We start from the raw sequence: 20,273 nt of genomic DNA, 5'->3' as shown, positions 1-20,273 counted from the left end.
AGATTGATCGGCAATCTCAACGCGACCGAGGAGCCCGAACCATGATCGCCACCGATCCCGTCCAGGCCGCTTGGCGGAAGAGTTCCTACAGCTCCACCGAGGCCAACTGTGTCGAGGTTGGTGCCTGGCACAAGAGCTCGTACAGCACCTCCGAGTCCAACTGTGTGGAGGTCGGCGCGTGGAACAAGAGCTCCCACAGCTCCACCCAGGCGAACTGCGTTGAGGTGATTGCCACCCCGTCGGTCGAGATCGGGGTGCGAGACACGAAGGACCGTGGCGCGGGTCACCTCACCGTTTCGGCTGAAGCCTGGACCGCGTTCCTCGCCTCTGCAGCCGCCCCTGCCGGGCGCTGATCGAGATCACGTGCTGGTGACACCTTCCGGGTGAGGTTCGCCCGGCTCTCCGCGACCGGCTACCTTCTGCGGGTGGCGTACGGGGAGGATCGGGGATGACCAGCACGGTGACGCGGCCGGAGACGTCTGCGGGCGCTGGCGGTACGGGTGCTTCCGCGCCCCCGCCTGAGGAACCGGAAGGCCGCAGCGGCATCGCGGGCTTGCTGGAGCTGCCGGGCCAGGCGGTGCGCGCGATCGTGAGATCGGCGGCGACGACGCCGGGCCGTCTTTCGGTGATCGCCGTGGGCTTGGTGTTGCTGTCGCTGGTGGCGGGGCTTGTGGGCACGCTGTCGGCACAGGACAAAGACGACACCATCGGTGGACTGATCAGCTACCGCGAACCGCTGGCATCGGCGGCGCAGCAGGTGTTCCGCTCGCTGTCCGACGCGGACGCGACGGCGGCGACCACGTTCCTATCGGTGGGCACCGAGCCGCCGGAGCTTCGCAAGAAGTACGAGCAGGACATCGCGGAGGCGGGTTCGGCGCTGGCGAAGGCCGCGTCGGACACCGCCGATGTGGGTGACGCCGCTCACCAGGTGGACATCCTGAACCAGAAGATCCCCGTGTACACCGGGATCGTCGAGACGGCGCGCGCGAACAACCGTCAGGGCTTCCCTTCGGGTGCTTCGTACCTTCGCGAGGCTTCGCAGCTGATGCGGACGACGATCCTGCCCGCGGCGGAAGCGCTGTACCGCGCGGACACCGACAAGCTCTCCGCCGAGCAGGACGACAGCACCGGTTTTCCGTGGGCGGCCGTCGCGCTGTTGCTCGCGCTGGTGGCTGCGCTGGTCGTCACGCAGGTGTACCTCACGCGCAAGACCAACCGCGTGGTCAACATCGGCCTGCTGGTGGCGACGGCGTGCATCGTGCTGTCGATGCTGTGGGGCGCCGTGGCGCTCATCGTGCAGGGCAGCCTGGTCGGCGCGGGCAAGACCGACGGCAGCTCGCAGGTCGACGTGCTCGCCCGCGCGCGCATCGCCGCCCTGCAGGCCCGCGCCGACGAGACGTTGACCCTGGTCGCCCGCGGCGACGGCGGCACGTACGAACAGCAGTTCATCAAGCTCGCCGAGAAGCTGGTCGGCGCCGACGGCGCGGGCGGCCTGCTGGGCCAGGCCCGTGACCTCGCCGCCGGCACCCCCGGCCAGCAGAAGATCGAGGCTGCCGAAGAAGCCGCCCGCGAGTGGTCCCTGGCCCACCTGGAAGTCCGCAAACTCGACGACTCCGGCCAGTACCAGCAGGCCGTCGACTTCGCGACTTCCGTCAGCCAGGGCAGCGCCGCGGCCGCCTTCGCCCGCCTCGACGCCAACCTCCAGGACGCCATCGAAGTCTGCCGCCAGGAATTCCTGGACGACACCCAGGCCGGCGACAACGCGTTGACGGCGTTGGCCCCCGGCGTGGGCTTCCTCGCGGTGCTCGCCGCCGGCGGCGTGACGGTCGGCGTCCGCGAACGCCTGAGGGAGTACCGGTGACCCCGGCTCCCTCCCCGACGTCCTCCGCACGGCCGGCGGCTGCCGTGTCGTGCGCTCGGCGGGGTTCGGCGTGGGCTGACGGCGTGAGATGGAGATCGGCGACTGCGGGCATCGTGACCTGCGGACGGCGGAGATTGAGGGAGTCCCGGTGATTCGGTCGCGTCACTTGTTCCGGGCGGCCGCACTGGCGGTGGTCGCGGTATTGGCCACCGCGTGCGGCTCGGCACCCCAGCCGATCGACCCGGCCCCGGTGAGTGACGCGGCCTGGCCGATGCCCGCGGACGTCGGCGGCCCCGACGCCTCCGCCGGTGGCTCGTCCGACTCCAGCTGCGACCCGACGGCCAGCCTTTCTCCCGCCGGCGCTTCGGTCAGCTCGCCTTCGGTCGCGAAGATCAAGGCCCGCGGCAAGCTCATCGCGGGCGTCGACCAGACCACGTACCTGTTCGGCTTCCGGAATCCGAAGTCGGGCAACCTCGAGGGCTTCGACATCGACATGGTCAACCAGATCGCCGCCGCGATCTTCGGCTCGGCCGAGGGCCACGTGCAGTTCCGGGCGATCGCGTCGTCGCAACGTGAGCAGGTGCTGAAGGACCACCAGGTCGACATCGTCGTCCGCACCTACTCGATCACGTGTGCGCGCCTGAAGGACGTGGCCTTCTCGTCGGTGTACTACGTCGCCGGCCAGAAGATCCTGGTCCCCAAAGCCTCCAACGCCGAATCCCTGTCTGATTTGAAGGGCAAACGCGTCTGCGCCACCAAACAGTCGACTTCGTTGGCCAAAATCGCCACCGACCCGGCCCACCCCACAGCCGTTTCGGTCGACAACTGGTCCGACTGCCTCATCATGCTCCAGCAACACCAGGTCGACGCCGTCTCCACCGACGACACCATCCTCGCGGGCATGGCCGCCCAAGACCCCACCGTCAAGGTCGCCGGCGCGCCCATGACCACCGAGAACTACGGCATCGGCATCCCCAAGGACCAACCGGACCTCGTCCGCTACGTCAACTCGGTCCTCGAAACCACCCGCACCGACGGCACGTGGTCCTCCAGCTACCAGAAATGGGTCGGCGCCCGCCTCGGCCCGGCCACGCCCCCTTCGCCGACGTACAAGTAGCCCGATGCGCTTCGCGCACCCCTCCGCCACGGCCCCTCGCCCGAACGGCCCCTTGGCGCCGCGCACCCCGCACGACTGGACCTCTCGCGCCGCTCTCGTGCCCGCGCGACTGGACCTCTCGTGCCGCTCTCACCTCGCGATGGGACTGCTCGTGCCGCTCTAGCCTCGCGAGGGGACCGTTCGGACCGCCGCCGCTGCGCGACTGGCCCTCTCGCACCGCGGCGGCCGCACGACTGGCCCTCTCGCATCAGCCGGTGCGCGAGGGGACCGCTTGCACCGGTTCGGCCGTGCGACTGGCCCTCTCGCATCGGTGTCGGTGCGTGAGGGGACCGCTTGCATCGGTTCGGTCGTGCGAGGGGACTGCTCGCGCCGCTCTAGCCTGGCGAGGGGACCGTTCGGACCACCGCCGCTGCGCGACTGGACCTCTCGCATCGGTTCGGCAGTGCGAGGGGACCGCTCGGCCGCTCTAGCCTCGCGACTGGCCCTCTCACACCAATGCCGGTGTGCGAGGGGACCGCTTGCACCGGTTCGGCCGTGCGACTGGACCTCTCGCACCGCGGCGGCCGCGCGACTCGACCGTTCGCGGCGGCGCGCGCGAGTGGACCGGCGGTCCCGAATCCGTGCGCGAATCGTCCAGTCGCGCCGGTTCCCAGCTCCGCAGCCGGTTCCGTCGGCCAAGCGCCGGCGCGCGGCAGGTCCCTTCGGGCGGACCTGAGGCGTCTGGACCCCCGCGTCGTGGTGCCCGACTAGGATCAATGAGGGACTTTTTCCGCGGGGATCTCGGGAGGTAGTTGTGTCGGAGGAGCCGCGCCGTCCTCGGCACGCCGCGCCGGACGAGAACGCGGGCGCCGAGACGCCCTCGTGGACTCCGCCGCCGCCGGTCCGCTGGGACACGCCGGAGCCGTCGGTGCCCGGGCGCCTCGACCCGGCCGCTCGGCCGGACCCCGAGTCGCCGACCGTGATCAACACCCCGGTCTACCGTCAGCAGACTCCGGCGCAAGGTGCGCAGCAGCCGCAGTACCCGGGCCAGCCGTACCAAGCTGGTCCGGGCCAGCCGCCTCAGGGCGGCCAGGGTCAACCTGGTTCAGGCCAGCAGATGCAGGGCCAGCCGCAGGGCGCTCCCGGCCAGCAGGGTCCAGGCCAGCAGGGCCAACACGGCTACCCCCAGCCTCCCTACGGCCAGCAGCCCCCGTCACAAGGCCAGCCCTACCCGCCTCACCCGCAGTCCCCATCCCGCGCGTACCCGCAGACTCCGGGCTACCCGCCCCCGTCCCACACGGGCCAGCAACGCCACCCCGCCCGGCCCGGCACCCAGGGCCAGCCCTACCCCGGCTCCCAGTACGCCCCCGGCCGCCCGGCCCCCGAGCAGCCCAACCGCGTCGCCGAGCCCGGCTCGAACCCCGGCACCTCGCCCCAGCCCGGCCGCCCGGCCGACCCAGGTGCGACCGGCACCCCGAACCAGGGCACTTCCGCGCAGCCGAACCGCGCCGCTGACCCGAGCGCGACCGGCGTCCAAACCCCGGGCACCTCCGCGCAGCCCGGCCGCCCGGCCGAGCTTGGCCCGAACCCAGGCACTTCCGCGCAGCCCAGCCGCACCCCCGACTCCACCGCGATTCCCTGGAAGCAAGTCCAGCCCGGAACTCGCGCCCCCGAGTCCGACACCCCGAACCAGGCCGGCTCCGCCCAGCAGTCTTCCGAGACCCAGCCCGGAAACCGCGGCAGCGAAGCCACCGACCCGAACCAGACCACCTTCACCGGCCGCCAGCCCTCCGAGCAGGCCAACCGCGTAGCCGAACCGACCGCAACCGACGACCCGGCACAGCAACAAGACCCGGCACAGCAACGAGACCCCGCGCAGCTACAAGACCCGGCCCGCGCGGAAAACGCCGAAGCCAAGCCAGAAGACCCCACCCGCCCCCCGGGCGACCTGGCTCCGGTCATCCTCCCGCAGTCCCAGCAGCCGGTCGCCCCCGTCGACCCCGCCGCGCCGATGCCCACCAGCGTCCTCGCGAACCCGAGCCCCGGTACGCAGAGCATCATGCCGCCGTCGCCGCGCCTCCAGCCGCAGGAATCCCTGCCGGACCCGGGCACGGACAGCGTCGTCGCCGCGAGCCGCAGCGAAGGCCACGGCACGGGCACCCGCAGCGAAGGAACCGGCACCGGCAGCGGCTCCCAGGGCAGCGGCACCGGCTCGTTCCCCGGCACCTCCCGGCGCACCGGCTCCCGCACCTCCAGCCGACGCTCCCGTCGCGGCCGCCTCGGCGCCGGCCTCATCGACGTCCCGCCCGTGCCGTACCGCGACCCCGCGACGGCCGTGCTCGCGAACCCCGTCGTCTCCGAGGAAAAGCGCTTCTGCGGCAACTGCGGCTCGAAAGTCGGCCGCGCCAAGGACGGCAAACCTGCCACCCCCGAAGGCAAGTGCGACAACTGCGGCACGTCCTTCTCGTTTCTGCCGAAGCTGCAGCCCCACGAGCTCGTCGGTGGCCAGTACGAGGTGCTCGGCGCCCTCGCGTACGGCGGCCTCGGCTGGATCTACCTCGCGCAGGACCACAACGTCTCCGACCGGTGGGTCGTCCTCAAGGGCCTGATCGACACGGGCGACGCGACCGCCATGGCCGCCGCCGCCAACGAGATGCGGTTCCTCGCCGAGGTCGAGCACCCGAACATCGTCAAGATCCACAACTTCGTGCAGCACCCGGACGCGCAGACCGGCACGTCCGTCGGCTACATCGTGATGGAGTACGTCGGCGGCCAGTCGCTGCGCCAGCTCGCCCTGCAGCACCACCGGGAGAGCAAGCGGCCCGAGCCGTTGCCGATCGGGCAGGTCATCGCGTACGGCCTCGAGATCCTCCCGGCCCTCGGCTACCTCCACAGTCAGGGCCTGCTCTACTGCGACCTCAAGCCCGACAACGTCATCCAGACCCACGAGCAGCTCAAGCTGATCGACCTGGGTGCCGTCCGGCGGCTCGACGACTACGAGAGCCCGCTGTTCTTCACCACCGGCTACAGCGCGCCCGAGCTGGCGACGCAGGGTGCGTCGATTTCGAGCGACCTCTACACCGTCGGCCGCACGCTCGCCGTGCTGAGCTTCGAGTTCCAGGGCTACACCACGAAGTTCAAGTCGACGCTGCCCGGCCCTGACGCCGTGCCGCTGTTCGCGCTTTTCGGTTCGTATTACCGCTTCCTCAAGCGCGCGACGCACGTCGACCCGGACCGCCGCTTCCTCGCCGCCGAGGACATGGCCGACCAGCTCACGGGCGTGCTGCGCGAGATCATGGCGCTCGGTACGGGCAAACCGCGGCCCGCCGCGTCGACGGTCTTCGGGCCGGAGAGCCGGACGTTCGGCGTGCACCTCGTCGTCCCCGAAGCCGGCACGACCGTGCCGCTGCCCGAGCCCGCCGAGGTCGTCGCCGGCCTGCCGATCCCGCAGGTCGACACGGACGACCCCGCGGCCGGCGTCCTGGCGACCACCACCGCGCTCGACCCGCGCGAAGCCATCGAAGCCCTCGCCGGCGCGCCGCGCGAGTCCATCGAGGTGCGCCTGCGCATCGTCCGCGCGCGCATCGAGCTGGGCGAGTTCGTCGAAGCCCAGCGCCAGCTCCAGGCGGCCCAGTACCTGGCCATTCGCAACGGTTTCCCGCACGACTGGCGCATCGACTGGTACCGCGGCCTGATCGAGCTGGCCGGCGCCCGCCCGCGCGTCGCCCACGTCGCCTTCGAAGCCGTGTACGACGACCTCCCCGGCGAAATCGCGCCCAAACTCGCTTTGGCTGTCAGCGCTGAGGGCGTCGGCGACTACTTCGGCGCCGCGCGCTACTACGAACTGGTCTGGCGCACCGACCGCACCTACGTGAGCGCCGCCTTCGGCCTCGCCCGCGTCTACCTGGCCCAGGGCGCCCGAGCCGGCGCCGTCGAGGTCTTGGAGATGGTCCCCGCCACCTCCACGCACTACATCGACGCCCAGGTCGCCGCCATCAAGATCAAAACCCAATCCAGCGCCGCCACGGAGCAGTCCCGCATCTCCGAACAGGACCTCCTCGACGCCTCCCTGCGCCTCGAACGCCTCAACCTCGACGCCGAACGCCGAACCCGCCTGTCCGCCGAAGTCCTCGAAGCCGCGTACGACTGGCTTCGCACGCCCTCCGCGCCTTCCCCGGCCGAGACCTCGAAAGTCCTCGGGTACGCCCTGGAGGAGCGCGATGTGCGGTTCGGTTTGGAGCGGTGTTACCGCACTTTGGCTCGCTTGGCGGGGACTACGGAGGACCGGGTAGCGCTGGTGGACCGAGCCAACTCGATCCGTCCGCGGACGTTCACGTAGGTCGTTCTCGGGGTCGTGTTGTGGGTTTCGGCTGCGTGCTTGCGGGTTCGGGTCCAGGCCGCTTGGGTGTGCGCTGAGTTTGGGCTGGGCTGTGCGCTTGGGGTTCAGGCCGCTTGGGTGTGGGCTGAGTTTGGGCTGGGCTGCGCGCTTCGGGTCCCGGCCACCTGGACGTGCACTGAGTTCGCGCTGAGCCGCGCTACGCAGGTTCGGTTCCCTCGCGTAGGCGTCTGTCGGCTACTCGGCCTGCGACAGCCCGCCGGCCAGGTCGGTTTCAGCCCCCCATCGCAGACCCACCCGACCTCGGCATTCGCTCGCCCTACGCTGACTTCATTCACTCGTCCGGGTTGTGGACAACTACCCCTAAACCGGGTCTCACCAGGCTTTTTGTCGGTGGGGGTCGATAGAATGGACTCGGGGACGCCCCCCTCGGGAGGGCGGGGGCCTGTCCAGGCCGGGCCTAAGGGCATATGGCAAAGGAGCAGAGCCGACCCAACCGTCCGGCTCCACTCCAGCCCCCCGCCATCCCCAGCACCAACCCTGCAGTCACAGGCTGCGCGCGTTGATGTCCCCGTACTCCGTCGTCGCCTCGATGGTCAGGTCCGCCAGACCGCCGGCGTTCTGCAGCGAGTTCCGGACTCGCCCATACGACGTCCCCGCGTCCAGTGAAGCCGAGACGCCCGGAGCGGCACCCACCGACACGTCGCCGGCCGCCGTCCGGAGCACAACCGACCCGCGCACGGCCTCCGCGATGTCGATGTTTCCCTTGCCCGTCGTGATCGAAGCCGGGCCGTTGAGCCGGCCGACAGACACATCACCGGCCTGAGTGGACAGACGCAGGCCGGCCGCCTCGTCGACCTTGATCGCGCCGTGCGAGCCCTCGAACGAAACTTGGCCCAGCCGGCCCACGCCGCGGAAGTCGGCGCTCGCGGCCGAGGCGGAGACGCGCGAGTCGGCGGGCAGTTGCACCGTCACCTCGATCGAGCCCGACGCGCCGAGCATCTGGTTCTTCGCCGTGGCCTCGATCCGCAGCACGCCGTCCGCGAAGGAGACCGTGGTCTGCTCCGCGACCTTCACGTCGCGGGCCTTCGAAGCGTCCGCCGGCTGGACCTCGACGGCGGTGTCGCCGCGGTCCGCGGCGATGAACTGAACGCGCCCCGCGGGGATGGTGACGAAGGCGGAGATCGGGGCGGTGGTGGTGAACTTCTGCATCTGGATCAGCTCCTGTGCTCGTTGTTTCTGACATGAGAAACGCTACGTTGCGTTCAAAAATCAGGCAACAAGAACGTTGCACAGTAACTGCAAAATACCAGTTCAGAGGCTCGCAATCATTGCAATGGAGCAAAATCTAACGCAACACGGCCGTTGCAATGAGCCACAGCAAAACGCTACGCTGAAGACCCAGCAAGCAACCCCGAGGGAGAAGAGATGCCCGGCGGCCGACTCACCCAGCAAGAGCGCCAGCAGATCGCCTTGGGTCTTGCCGACAGCCTCGCCTACGCGGAAATCGCCCGGCGTCTCGACCGCCCCACGTCGACCATCACCCGCGAGGTCATGCGCAACGGCGGCCCCACCTCATATCGCGCCGATCTGGCTCACCACGCCACCGAGCACCGCACCCGGCGCCGGAAGAAGACAGCAGCACCCCTGAGCCAAGAAGCCCCGCAACCCCACGGCCGCGACGCCGAAGCAGTCCGCGAGTACGAGGAGACCTTCACCGTCCTCCTCATGCAATCCGGCCTCCCCCGGATGGCCGCCCGCGTCCTGACCTGCCTCTACATCAGCGACGACGGCAGCGTCACCGCCGCCGAGCTCGTCCGCCACCTGCGGGTCAGCCCGGCGTCGGTCTCCAAGGCCGTCTCACTCCTCGATGGCCTGGGTCTGCTCAGCAGAGAGCGCGACGAGCGCCGCCGCGAGCGCTACGTGGCCGACAACGACGTTTGGTACCAGTCCGTCCTCGCCGGCGCGCGCGCCAACGCCCAGCTCGCCGAGACCGCTCGCCAGGGCGTCGCGATCCTCGGCCGCGACACTCCCGCGGCCGCGCGCCTGGAGAACATTGCCCGGTTTGTCGATTTCGTCGGCGAGAGCATCGCCCGCGCCGCGGAGCAGGCCCGCGAGATCCTTTACGCGAAACCCGAGGTCAGGGATTGATCTCCCACTCCTGACCGTCCTGCGCGCGCCGCTGCTTCTCGCGCGCGTCGGCCAGCTTCTGCAACGCTGCCGGGTCACCGTGCGTGGTGAAGTGCTCGAACCCGACCGCCACGAACAGGGCGCGCGCGGTCACGGCGACCGGCCCGTCGGGCGCGTCGAGGTGACCATCAGCGGAAACGTAGATCTTGCGCCCAGCCGTGCCGTCCAAACGGGTCTCGATATGCAGCGTCGAGCCGACGGGCACGGGCCGGCGGAAGTCCGTCTCGAGCTTGCCGGTCACGGCCGGGCGCCGCAGCAGGTTGCCGACCGCGCTGCCCAGCGCCTCGTCGAACGCGCACGCCAGCAGCCCGCCGTGCGCGAGGCCGGGCGCGCCCTGGTGAGCGGGCGTGACGGTAAACTTCGAGAGCACCGTGTGCCCCTCGCCGACGGCCGAACGCAGGCGCAGGCCCGCGTCCACCTCGTCGCCGCAGCCGAAACACTCGTCGAAATGCACGCCGAGCTCGGTGCCGGGAGCGGGGGCCTTCGGGTGCACGGCGGGTGGCTCCACGGACACCGGCGGCCACGGTCCAGAAACACGACTCATGCGCTGACGTTAACCCGCGAGTAGCCGTTCGCGGTACGCGGCCTGACCTGCGGCGCGCGTTTTCCTAAGCGCACAGTAGTCGGAAAATTCCGTACGGTAGAACTTTCGCGACTCACACTGCCGATTAATCCCAGCGGGGCAACACTCGGGAAATGAGCTGCATCGGAGCTACTGGGTCGCGTACGAGGAGGTCGTCGCGGGGATGAGCGAGGCAACGGCGAAAACACCGGACGTGGACCCGAGAACCGTCAAACGGGCGGTCCTCGCGTCGGCGATGGGTAACGCCACCGAGTGGTACGACTACGGCGTCTTCACCTCGGGCGCCATCGCCACGAGCATCGGCACGGTCTTCTTCCCCGGCGAGGGCAACGCGGTGCTGAAGTCGCTCGCGCTGGTGGCCGTCGGGTTCATCGTGCGGCCGTTCGGCGGGGCGTTCTTCGGCCCGTTGGGCGACAAACTGGGGCGGCAGAAGGTCCTCGCGATCACCATTCTGCTGATGTCGGGCTGTACTTTCCTGGTCGGCGTGCTGCCGACGTACGCGGGCCCGTACAGCATGGGCATCGCGGCACCGATCGCGATCTTGTTGCTGCGCTTGATCCAGGGCTTCTCCACGGGCGGTGAGTACGGCGGCGCGGCGACGTTCATCGCCGAGTACGCGCCGACGAAACGCCGTGGTTTCTTCGGATCGTTCCTGGAACTGGGGACCCTGAGCGGCTACGTGCTGGGCAACGTCGTCGTGCTCGCGGTCACGCTTTCCTTGCCGGCCGACCAGGTCGAGGCGTGGGCGTGGCGGATCCCGTTCTTCGTCGCGCTGCCGCTGGGCCTCATCGGTCTGTACCTGCGCTCGAGGCTCGAGGACACGCCGGAGTTCAAACGGCTCGAGGCTTCGGGCAACAAGCCGAAGAAGGCGCCGCTGAAGGAGACCTTCACCCGCAACTGGCGGATGATCCTCAACCTCATCGGCATCGTGCTGCTGCTGAACATCGCGGACTACATGCTGCTCACGACCATGCCGACGTACTTCACGGATACGTTGAAGATCAACGACAACACGTCCACGTTGATCATCATCGGCGTGGAGATCGTGCAGGCCGCGATCATCCTGCCGCTGGGCGCTTTGTCCGACCGCATCGGGCGAAAACCGTTGCTGATCACGGCCGCGATCGGGTTCCTGGTGCTGAGCTGGCCGAGCATCAAGCTGATGCAGTCGGGCAGCATCCTGTGGCTGATCGTCGGGTTCGGCATCGTCGCGTTCCTGCTGGTGCTGATGCTGGCCGTGATCGGCTCGACCTTCCCGGCGATGTTCCCGACCCGCGTGCGCTACGGCTCGTTCGCGATCGGCTACAACATCTCGACGTCGCTGTTCGGTGGTACATGTGGTGTCGTCGTGACGGCCCTGATCCAGAGCACGGGCAACAAGGACTGGCCGGCGTACTACCTGATGATCGCCGCCGTGATCGCGCTGGTGCCGATCTTCAAGATCCCGGAGACTTCGCAGGTGCCGATCGAGCAGATCGACACCGCGGACACGGGTGGCAAGCTGGCGGGTGCTGCTCGCTGAGTTCGGGTCTATTGGTTCGCGGCCCGTCCCCCTTGTACTGGGGGACGGGCCGCTTTATGTCTACTGTGGACAGCCCGTGGGCTGCTCCGCTCAGCGAACCTCGGCGACCTCGACCGGGCGAGGAGCAGCGAAACGCTTGCGCGCCCAAGTCGCCAACCCACCGGCGACCACAACAGCTACTACGGTTTCGATCACGAGTGCGGCGAACACCATTTTTGCTTCCTCCTCGAGTTCTCGGGCCGGCTCGCTCTTGTTCGACCGGCTGAGCACGGATGTCGGCGGCCTTCGTCGACCACCACAGGAAACATCGCCACAAGGCGCCCGGATATTTCGCCGAAAACCCACTTAGCTGGGGTGACGTCGGCCACCCTGGTTGTGGGGCGGTAACTGTGGTCTGAACAGGGGATTGGTGCCTCACTGAGTGAGAGGTTTGGGGCGCTGGTGGCTCGGCTTTTGCCTCCCGCCGCCTCGCCTGCTGGCGCGACGGGTCCCCTCGCATCGCACGGCACCGCACCGCTCGGCTCGGCGCGACCGGTCCGCTCGCACCGCACGCCGCGACCGGGCCCCTCGCGGCGCTGACATGGTTCGACCAGTCCAGTCGCGGCGCGAACGCGGTTCGAATGGTCCTGTCGTGTGGTGGTTGTGGCTCGACCGGTCCGTTCGTGCCGGGCCGCGTGACACGTCCGTTGGCGCTGCGAGCCCTGCACGACTGATCCGCTCGTGCAGCGGTGGTGGCTCGATGGGTCCCTTCGTGCGGCGGGCGCGGTTCGAAAGCGCCCATCGTGTGGTGGTTGTCGGCTCGACGGGTCCGTTCGTGCCGTGCCGTGTGGCGGGTCCGTTGGGGCGGGGAGTCGTGCGCGAGTGGTCCACTCGTGCAGCGGTGGTGGCTCGGGCTCGATGGGGCCTTCCGTGCGACGGGCGCGGCACGAAGTGGCCGGTCGCGCGGTGGCTGTGGCTCTGCTGGTCCGTTCGCGCCGGGTCGCGCGCCGGGTCGCGCGCCGGGTCGCGCGCCGGGTCGCGCGGCGGGTGCGTTGGCGCTGGGAGCTGTGCGCGAGTGGTCGACTCGTGCAGCGGTGGTGGCTCGATGGGTCCCCTCGTGCGACGGGCGCGGTTCCAAGGGCCAGTCGCGCGGATCTGCCAGGCCCAGCGGTCCACTCGCGCGGGGTGGCGGTGTCTCAGCGCGTTGTGGCGATCGGTGGGGCGCTTGCGTGCGTGGGGATCGTGGTGGCCGACGGGGGCAGACGGACCGGCGTGCGGGGGAAAGACGGAAGGGACTCCGGCGGCTTGCCCGGTGCCTGGACCGCCGAGCGGGTCGGCGTCGGGTTTCCGGGCGGAGCGGTCGTGTCGGCGGTGGGTGCGGTGGTCGGCAGGGAGCTCGACGGCGAAGGGGTCGGCGCGATGGTCGACAAGCCGGGGCCGGCGGGCTGGACGGGCGTCGGCGGGCCGTGGTGGCCGGCGGCGAAGCTCACGGCCAGGCCGGCCACCACGAGGACCGCCGCGGTGGCCCCGGAGGTGCCGGCCACGGCCAAGCGTTTGCGGCGGCGTCGGATGCGGGCGCCGTCGTTGATGATGTCGGCGGCCGAGAGGGTGAGAGGCGGGCCGTCCGGGAGGGTGGAGAACAGGGCGCGGATGTCGGTGCTGGAGGTCGGGTCGGCGTCGGAGCTGGTGTTGGGATCCGAGCCGAGGGCGAAGTCGCGGTCAGAGCCCGAGCCGAAGTCGCGATCCAAGCTCGAGTCGAAGTCGCGGCCAGAGCCAGAGCCAGAGCCAGAGCCGCCAGAGCCAGAGCCGCCCGAGCCACAGCCGCCCGAGCCTTTCGAGTCACCGCCGTAGCCGCCAGACCCGCCCGAGCGCGAGCCGAAGTCGCCCGAGCCTGGGCCCGGGCCAAAGCCGTCAGAGCCTCCCGACCCCGGCCTTCGCCCAAAGCCGTCAACACCACCAAAATCACGGTTCACCGGAACAGTCACCTCCCTCCAGGAACAGCCACAGCCACGAAGTGCGGCCCCAGCCGGTTGCGCAAAGTGGCCAAGCCGCGGGCGGCCTGGCTCTTCACCGTGCCGGTGCTGCAGCCGAGGGCGGCGGCCGTCTCGTCGACGGACAGGTCCTCGAAGTACCGCAGCACCAGCACGGCGCGTTGACGGGGCGCCAGCACCGCGAGGGCCTGGCGCACCTGCATGTCGTGTTCGGTTTCGGCGTCCGTGGTGGGGACGTCGGGTGGAGCGTCGGTCAGGCGCTCCCGCTTCCAGCGGCTGCGGCGGTTCTCGGCGAGGAACGTGCGCAGCACGATCTTGCGCGCGTACGCGTCCAGACTGTCGTGCCGCGACAGGCGCGGCCACGCGAGGTACAGCTTCAGCAGCGCGGCCTGCGTGAGGTCCTCGGCGCGATGCCAGTCGCCGCACAGCAGGTATGCCGTGGCGCGCAGGCTGTGCGCGCGCTCGCCGAAGTACTGGGCGAACTCGCCGTCCCACGGCGAGCTCGGCCCGGACACCGGACGGGAGCGGGAGATCACCTGCGCGATCAGCCCCAGATGTCCGGCAGGTTCAGGTCGCCGGTCGGCCCCGCGGGGATCGCCGTCGGCACGCGCACGCCGCTCGGCGCCCGCACACCCGGAGCCTGCGCCGGCATCCGCGTCGGCACTGCGGTCGGAGGCGCCACCTCGGTCGGACGCTGCGCCGGCAAGGTCGGCCGCGTCGTAGCCGACGGCGGCTCCTGGGCCGGCACCGTCGGCTGCGTCGCGGCGCTCGGCGGCGCCGGCTGCGCGAACGCCACCGCCCCACCCGTCACGGCACCCCCGACCAGCAGCAACGCACCGACACTCAACGCGAAACGAATACGCAAAACAGCTCCTCAGACTCACGAGCACCCCGGTCGGCGGCGCCTCTTCTGCCCCTAGTCATGCCGCCGGTGTCGCACCGGGTTGCATCGAGTTCGCCAAGTTTTTCCCGCATCCCACGCCGGCGTTCGGGCCCATCCCACGTCCACCCCGCCAACGCCCTGCCCTCACCGACGCCCCACCAAGCCTGACGCCCACGCTGCCCGCCGACACATGTTCCGCCGGTCGCCGGGGTCGACCGCGGCCCGCCCCGGAGCCCAGCCGGCGCGGCCTGACCGCGAGTCTCGAAGGGGCGCGGCTTCGCGGATCGGCGCCGTGCCTGCGCCATGAGACTCGGCCCGGAGCGGAACCCATGTGAGTTGGCCGCCGCTGCGCTGTTTCGCCGGGCCCCATGGTCGAACCAAACGCAGCCTGGCCGCGAGCCTCCGAGGGGGCGGCTTCGTGGATTGGCGCCGTGCCTCTGCCGTGAGGCTCGACCGGAGCACAATCCGTTGCGAGCTGGCCGCCGACACCCACTATCCCGCTGGCCACCGTGGTCGAACCACGCACGGCCTGGCTGCGAGTCTCGGAGGGGGTCGCGGCTTCGCGGATCGCCGCCGCGCCTCCGCCATGCGGCTCGACCCGGAGCGCAAACCGTGCCAGCTGGCGGCCGCTGCGCGCTGTCCCGCCGGGCGCGGTGGTCGAACCCACGCGGCGTGGCCGCGAGTTTCGCAGAGGCGCGGCTTCGTGGATTGGCGCCGTGCCTGCGCCGTGAGGCTCGGCCGGAGCACAACCCATGTGAGCTGTCCTCCGACACCTACTACCCCGCTGGCCACCGTGGTCGAACCACGCGCGGCCTGGCTGCGGGTCTCGGAGGGGGTCGCGGCTTCGTGGATTGGCGCCGTGCCTCTGCCGTGAGGCTCGGCCGGAGCACAACCAATGCGACTTGGCCGCCGACACCCGCTGCCTCGCTGGCCATCGTGGTCGAACCAAATGCGACCCGCCCCGGGGCCGGCAGCAGGACCGGGCGCCTCGCTGGGTTACAAGGCTCTGCCAGAGGTCCACCCCCGCTTCGCTGTGACTCGCAGCCGAGTGCCCGGCGCCGACCTGCGAACCGGGCCTGACCCGCCCACCCCGGCCAGACCGCAAACGCTTGCGCCCCACCAGACAACCCCCATCAACGACAAACGGCCGGAGGCACCAACCCCCGGCCGTTCACCGCACGACTCGAACTCACACCGCGGACAACTTGCTCCACGAAGCCCAGTCATAAGTCCAGTCGCTGTAGTCGCCGTCCTTCGACGTGAGCGTCTGGGTGCTGCCCGTGATCTCCACCGGGTCGCCCGGCAGCACGCTGTCGTAGTAGATCTTCGCGTTCGCCGGGGACAGGTTGAGGCAGCCGTGGGAGATGTTCTTCTTGCCCTGCGCCCAGATGGAGCCCGCGAGGCCGTGGATGAACTCGCCGTTGTTGGAGATGCGGACGGCCCACGGGACGTTCACGTCGGTGTAGCCGTAGCGCGGGTTGCTCATCGAGTAGGTGGCGTGCTTCGACATCACCACGTGCACGCCGCTGTGGGTGACGCGGCCCGGGTCGGAGTCGAGGCCGTAGCTGACCGGGAAGTCCATCACCTGCTTGCCGTCGCGGATGACCTGCATGCGGTGCTGCGTGGTGTTGCCCTTGACGATCTGCGAGCGCCCGATCTTGAAGCTCGCGGAGAGGTCCTGGCGCCCGTACGTGCCGCTGCCCATGGACACGCCGTAGATGTTCGCGTTGACCTTCACCTCGGTGCCCGGCGCGAAGTACTCCTTCGGCCGCCAGTGCACGGAGGTGTCGCCGTTGAGCCAGGCCCACGAGCCCTCGGTTTTCGGCGTGGTCTCCACCGACAGCGCCTTCTCCACGGCCGCCTTGTCCTTCACGGCGCTCGGGAACGTCAGCGCGATCGGCATCGCGATGCCGTACGTCTGGCCGTCGCCGACGTTCAGGCTGCCGGCCATCTGCCGGCGCGGCTTCACGGTGGTGAAGGCGCCGCTGATCTGCACCGGCTTGCCGTCACTGCCGGTCGCCTGGCCGGACCACGTGTACGTCTTGCTGTAGCCGAGGTCCTCGGTGGTGGCCCAGCTCTTCTTGTCCGCCGACGGCTGGCCCTGCACCTGCTTGCCGTCCGGGTTCGTCAGCGTGACGGAGTCGAGCGTGCCGTCCGTGACGGTCACCTTCACCGGGTCACCCGGCGCCACGTCCTTGGCGTTCGCCGCGGGTGCGAGCGTGAGGGTGGCCGGCTTGGCGACCGGCGCGGCCTTCGTCGGGCCCCCGCCCGTGTTGCCGCTGGCGCTCACGGTGGTCGGATCGCTACTGCACGCACCGAGCGTGAGCGCGGCGACGACCCCCAGAACCGCGATGCCCGCTCTACGGCGCGCGAAGTGTCGGATAGTCACACCGATCCCCAATCTCCCCTGGACAACCCCAACCACCCAGACGTCCCGAAGAGCCCGAACGTTGATCGATTGGGTAGTGACCAATGTCACACCAACCCTCGCGAAGCTCACGTACGGGGCCCAGGCGACTTCAAGACGTGCACGGTGATGTCCGGCGCGGCCGTGCGCGGTCAGCCTAACCGGATGGACCGACCGCGCTCCGTAGGCGGCAATACGACGTTCCGGTGACGTGCGAGTCTGTGAACCGATCTGCGAGATCACGGGCTTCAGATTTGGCCAGATCTCGGTAGGCTGCTGAGCAGGCCGTCGTTTTGCGTGTTCGTGGCTTCACACTCGCGGAACTTCTGACGCGAGCCGTGGGGCCCGACAGCTCTTCGCTCGACTCGTTGGAACCGCCCGGGACGGCCTGGGGTGCCGCTTCGGTGGCATTCGAAGCGGATCTGTTACGAGGAGTACAGCGGTGGCGCAAGGCACTGTGAAGTGGTTCAACGCGGAGAAGGGCTTCGGCTTCATCGCTCAGGACGGCGGTGAGGGTGACGTGTTCGTGCACTACTCGGAGATCGACGGGCGCGGCTTCCGCACCCTCGAGGAGAACCAGCGAGTGGAGTTCGAGGTTGGCCAGGGCCAGAAGGGCCCGCAGGCCCAGAAGGTCCGCCCGATCTGAGACAAGCCCAACGCGTTTGCTCAGGCCTGAGTAAGGAACTCCCGGTGAGTCACTCGCCGGGAGTTCCTTTTTTCGTGACAAGTTGTTGTGTGACACCGTTTTGTTGACACAGCGTGGTTTCACTGACGCAGCGTGACTTCCGATCATGGAAAAGCCCCCGGCACTGGTGCACCGGGGGCTTTCTCGCCTGCGTTCGTTGCGCTTCGATCAGCGGGGGAGAAGCGGTTCGTCGAAGGAGCCCTGGGGGAAGCTGAACTCGTCGGTCATGGCGTCGGAGTGCCGGCGTTCCTGCGCCGACGCGGCCTGGCCCTCCCAGGAGAGGCGTTCCAGGATCCACTCCATCGCCAGCGCCTGAGGGGAAATGTCGCGCTCGTTGGCGATGTCCTTGAGCTGCTGGCTCGCGATGAGGTTCATGCGCAGCTGGTAGACCTGCGCTTCGCCGAAGCGCTTGCCGGTCCCGGTGCTTTCGGGGTCGGAGTCCGGAGCGAGAGCCGCGAGGTAGCTGGTGAGCTCCTTGTCCTCGACGACTTCTTCGCCCGCCGACTTGGCGGCGTTGCGGTGCCGTCCGGACGAGACGGCCTTGAGGTTCGTACGGCTGCCGAGGCGGCCGAGTGAGGGAAGAGGCACCCGGACACGATAACGGTTGGGTCTCGGCAAACAATCGACTGTGAGACACGACACAAGCAATTCAGTCGCTCATTGAGCCTATTCGATCACCTGATCAGCCCAGTGGTAAACGCTGTTCAATGACCGTCTGTGGATGTGCTGTTCACGCCTCGCGCAAGGCGAGTTTCAGCAGGTCGTCACACAAAAGTGCGGAAATGGAGAGACCCCCGCGCCAGGGGGAGGAACGCGGGGGTCGGAGGGGATCTCCACAGGCGCTGACCGGGGGTGTGTCAGCACCATCGATTGTTGCACGAGTTCCGGGCTTGGGCGAGTGGAACCTGTGAGAAATCCACACTCCGGTTCACATTCACGATCTTGTGAATGTGTTCGGCGATTGCGCAGGGTTGTGCGGAGAGTGTTCCCAGGTTCACTCTCCGGGGGGCTGCCTGTGGCGCTTCGCTCTGGCTAGCCTCGCGGCCAGTTGTTCAGAACCGGGCGGAGGGGCCATGAGCGGGTCTGTGGAAGTTCGACAGTTCCTCCTTCGGTACGAAGGTGCCGATGGCGGAAGCACGTCGCTGACCGGCGGCGGCGTGCCGACGCAACGCGGGGCCACCGACGGCCAACGCGTCTCCGACGATCAAGTGCGGCGAGCCCGCCTTGCCGTCGCCAACGGCGCACTGGGGGTCGAGGACTGCTCCCAGCTGTTGGAGATGCTCGGCCTCGATCTCGACGAGGGTGGACAGGCGCCGGTTCAGCGCTGAGGTCCGTCGTCGGTTGGGGTCGGGGTTGCTCGGAGTGACTCGGTGGCTCGGCGTGGGCTGTCGTGTGACTTGTTGACGGTTCTCGAGACGCCGGCTCTTCGGCACCCGAGGGCCCGGGGTTGATCGCTTCGCCTGCTTCGCGGCCGCCGAGGGCTTGATCGACCCCCGGCGGGGCCGACGTTCGGCTCGGCCGCCTCGCCGACGCGTAGGATCACTGTTGTTGCAGGTCATGAGCTTGCCGGAGAGTTAGTCACCCCCCGGTGTAAAGCGGTGGGGGCGTGCCCTATGCTTGTAATCGCTCCCGGGGGAACCTGAGAGCGCAGCTGGTCGGTTCGCCGAAACCGGCTGGGCTCCCATCGTTCAGTGGCCTAGGACTCCGCCCTTTCAAGGCGGCAACGCGGGTTCGAATCCCGTTGGGAGTACGCAGTAAACGCAGTACCAGTAAGGCCCTGTGGCGCAGTTGGTTAGCGCGTCGCCCTGTCACGGCGAAGGTCGCGGGTTCGAGTCCCGTCAGGGTCGCAAGATCGTTCGGCTACTAGCCGGCGTTCCCGGCCAGGTAGCTCAGTTGGTACGAGCGTCCGCCTGAAAAGCGGAAGGTCGCCGGTTCGACCCCGGCCCTGGCCACAGCCCAGAACCGCCTCGACTTAGGTCGGGGCGGTTTTCTCGTGTTTGGGGTGAACTCGGCGCGCGGCACCAACGCTAGGTCGACGATCGCGGGGATGTCGCGGTGGAAGCGGCTTGTGCTGCCCCGACGGGACGCGACATCCCCGATGATCGTGCTACTGGCTGCGTTTCGGTCCGGCCTCCGGCGTTGTGGTGATCACAGCCGGTCGGCGAGGGTTTTTGCCAAGGTCACGTAGCCGTCGCGGTAACTGTCGTTGACGGGCGCGGCCAAGGAGAACATGGCGATGCGAGTTACACCGTGGCTCGGCACGGCGACCGTGATCGCGGTGCCGTTGTCCTTGCTGAGGCAGTAGGCGGTGGTCCACCGGGGCCGGGTTGACGGCGGCGCAGTGCCGGGCACTGGTGCTGGCCCACCGGCGAGAGGCGCACGTTCGGCAGCTGGACGACCCGGCGCTGTGGGGCGCGGAGATCGACGACGAGCGGTACGTGGTGATCAGCCGAGCCTGAATGGGGCAGGCTTGCGCTGGAACCACTTGAGGTGCGCAGGCGGTCCGGGGGTACCAGGTCGACTGCCGTAACGTCGCGAACTTCTGCGATCCATCCACACTCGGCCCTCTGCGACCGGAGTTGTCCACAGATCCGGCTGACGCCGATTTTTGGCCCCTCACCTCGGTAGAATGGGATCGGGGACGCCCCCCGCCCTCCGGCGGTTTCTAGGGGTCGTTGCAACACCTGAGTGATCAGGGGTTGTTCATGGCTTCAGGGTTTCGGAATCGAGCCGGGCCGGT

The 20,273-nt window shown here is 69.1% G+C and carries 16 protein-coding genes and 3 tRNA genes; 11 read left to right on the top strand and 8 right to left on the bottom strand.

The window, feature by feature from the left end; translation table 11 throughout:
* The first annotated feature begins 41 nt into the window (after window positions 1-41).
* The 4 genes from AB0383_RS16175 to AB0383_RS16160 all read left to right on the top strand — a co-directional run bounded on the left by AB0383_RS16175 (window position 42) and on the right by AB0383_RS16160 (window position 7,296).
* The gene (locus tag AB0383_RS16175; protein ID WP_364171746.1) at window positions 42-353 is read left to right on the top strand and encodes a DUF397 domain-containing protein; all 312 of its coding nucleotides are present in this window, start codon (window positions 42-44) and stop codon (window positions 351-353) included.
* A gap of 95 nt (window positions 354-448) precedes the next feature.
* A complete protein-coding gene (locus AB0383_RS16170; protein WP_364171744.1) occupies window positions 449-1,861 on the top strand; it encodes a hypothetical protein in 1,413 nt (470 codons plus the stop codon).
* 148 nt (window positions 1,862-2,009) lie between these two features.
* Window positions 2,010-2,978, top strand: coding sequence for a glutamate ABC transporter substrate-binding protein (locus AB0383_RS16165; protein ID WP_364171743.1), 969 nt, complete (start codon window positions 2,010-2,012; stop codon window positions 2,976-2,978).
* A gap of 1,990 nt (window positions 2,979-4,968) precedes the next feature.
* Window positions 4,969-7,296 carry a tetratricopeptide repeat protein gene (locus AB0383_RS16160; protein ID WP_364172004.1) on the top strand — a complete coding sequence of 776 codons (2,328 nt, stop codon included), beginning with the start codon at window positions 4,969-4,971 and terminating at the stop codon, window positions 7,294-7,296.
* A 543-nt stretch (window positions 7,297-7,839) separates the two neighbouring features.
* On the opposite strand, the gene AB0383_RS16155 is transcribed toward AB0383_RS16160, so the two are convergent.
* On the bottom strand, window positions 7,840-8,505 hold the full coding sequence (locus AB0383_RS16155) for a DUF4097 family beta strand repeat-containing protein (RefSeq protein ID WP_366187658.1): 666 nt from the start codon (window positions 8,503-8,505) through the stop codon (window positions 7,840-7,842).
* A 216-nt stretch (window positions 8,506-8,721) separates the two neighbouring features.
* Between AB0383_RS16155 and AB0383_RS16150 the strand changes: the two genes are divergently transcribed.
* Window positions 8,722-9,444 (top strand): helix-turn-helix domain-containing protein, encoded by a 723-nt coding sequence (locus AB0383_RS16150; RefSeq protein ID WP_366187657.1) that lies wholly within the window; start codon window positions 8,722-8,724, stop codon window positions 9,442-9,444.
* Here AB0383_RS16150 and AB0383_RS16145 read toward each other — a convergent pair.
* The gene (locus AB0383_RS16145; RefSeq protein WP_366187656.1) at window positions 9,434-10,027 is read right to left on the bottom strand and encodes a PaaI family thioesterase; all 594 of its coding nucleotides are present in this window, start codon (window positions 10,025-10,027) and stop codon (window positions 9,434-9,436) included. The genes AB0383_RS16150 and AB0383_RS16145 overlap by 11 nt on opposite strands.
* A 202-nt stretch (window positions 10,028-10,229) precedes the next feature.
* Here AB0383_RS16145 and AB0383_RS16140 point away from each other — a divergent pair, with 202 nt between their 5' ends.
* A complete protein-coding gene (locus AB0383_RS16140; protein ID WP_364171739.1) occupies window positions 10,230-11,588 on the top strand; it encodes an MFS transporter in 1,359 nt (452 codons plus the stop codon).
* Between the two features lie 1,175 nt (window positions 11,589-12,763).
* On the opposite strand, the gene AB0383_RS16135 is transcribed toward AB0383_RS16140, so the two are convergent.
* The 4 genes from AB0383_RS16135 to AB0383_RS16120 all read right to left on the bottom strand — a co-directional run bounded on the left by AB0383_RS16135 (window position 12,764) and on the right by AB0383_RS16120 (window position 16,830).
* The gene (locus AB0383_RS16135) at window positions 12,764-13,315 is read right to left on the bottom strand and encodes a hypothetical protein (RefSeq protein WP_366187655.1); all 552 of its coding nucleotides are present in this window, start codon (window positions 13,313-13,315) and stop codon (window positions 12,764-12,766) included.
* A 233-nt stretch (window positions 13,316-13,548) separates the two neighbouring features.
* Window positions 13,549-14,094 (bottom strand): SigE family RNA polymerase sigma factor, encoded by a 546-nt coding sequence (locus tag AB0383_RS16130; RefSeq protein WP_366187654.1) that lies wholly within the window; start codon window positions 14,092-14,094, stop codon window positions 13,549-13,551.
* A gap of 8 nt (window positions 14,095-14,102) precedes the next feature.
* Entirely contained in the window at window positions 14,103-14,423 is a 321-nt protein-coding gene (locus AB0383_RS16125; RefSeq protein WP_364171733.1) for a hypothetical protein, read from the bottom strand.
* 1,207 nt (window positions 14,424-15,630) lie between these two features.
* A complete protein-coding gene (locus AB0383_RS16120; RefSeq protein ID WP_364171731.1) occupies window positions 15,631-16,830 on the bottom strand; it encodes an Ig-like domain-containing protein in 1,200 nt (399 codons plus the stop codon).
* 460 nt (window positions 16,831-17,290) lie between these two features.
* Between AB0383_RS16120 and AB0383_RS16115 the strand changes: the two genes are divergently transcribed.
* Complete coding sequence (locus AB0383_RS16115) at window positions 17,291-17,494, top strand: cold-shock protein (protein WP_020669570.1); 204 nt, start codon at window positions 17,291-17,293, stop codon at window positions 17,492-17,494.
* Between the two features lie 207 nt (window positions 17,495-17,701).
* Here AB0383_RS16115 and AB0383_RS16110 read toward each other — a convergent pair whose 3' ends face one another.
* Window positions 17,702-18,121 (bottom strand): hypothetical protein, encoded by a 420-nt coding sequence (locus tag AB0383_RS16110; protein WP_364171729.1) that lies wholly within the window; start codon window positions 18,119-18,121, stop codon window positions 17,702-17,704.
* A 485-nt stretch (window positions 18,122-18,606) separates the two neighbouring features.
* On the opposite strand from AB0383_RS16110, the gene AB0383_RS16105 reads away from it, so the two are divergent.
* The 4 genes from AB0383_RS16105 (at window position 18,607) to AB0383_RS16090 (ending at window position 19,485) form a co-directional block, all read left to right on the top strand.
* Window positions 18,607-18,861: a hypothetical protein gene (locus AB0383_RS16105; protein WP_354873124.1), complete on the top strand. Its 255-nt coding sequence runs from the start codon at window positions 18,607-18,609 to the stop codon at window positions 18,859-18,861.
* A 349-nt stretch (window positions 18,862-19,210) separates the two neighbouring features.
* Window positions 19,211-19,283, top strand: a tRNA-Glu gene (locus tag AB0383_RS16100).
* A gap of 23 nt (window positions 19,284-19,306) precedes the next feature.
* Window positions 19,307-19,380: transfer RNA gene (locus tag AB0383_RS16095), tRNA-Asp, on the top strand.
* A 31-nt stretch (window positions 19,381-19,411) separates the two neighbouring features.
* Window positions 19,412-19,485 (top strand) — tRNA-Phe (locus AB0383_RS16090).
* Window positions 19,486-19,681: 196 nt separating this feature from the next.
* On the opposite strand, the gene AB0383_RS16085 is transcribed toward AB0383_RS16090, so the two are convergent.
* Window positions 19,682-19,885, bottom strand: coding sequence for a hypothetical protein (locus AB0383_RS16085; RefSeq protein ID WP_366187653.1), 204 nt, complete (start codon window positions 19,883-19,885; stop codon window positions 19,682-19,684).
* Window positions 19,886-20,273: the final 388 nt, after the last annotated feature.

The organism is Amycolatopsis sp. NPDC051373, assembly GCF_040689465.1.
Classification (GTDB): Bacteria; Actinomycetota; Actinomycetes; order Mycobacteriales; family Pseudonocardiaceae; genus Amycolatopsis.
Note: the sequence above shows the minus strand (reverse complement) of the source record. Positions and strands in the feature narration are given on the sequence as shown.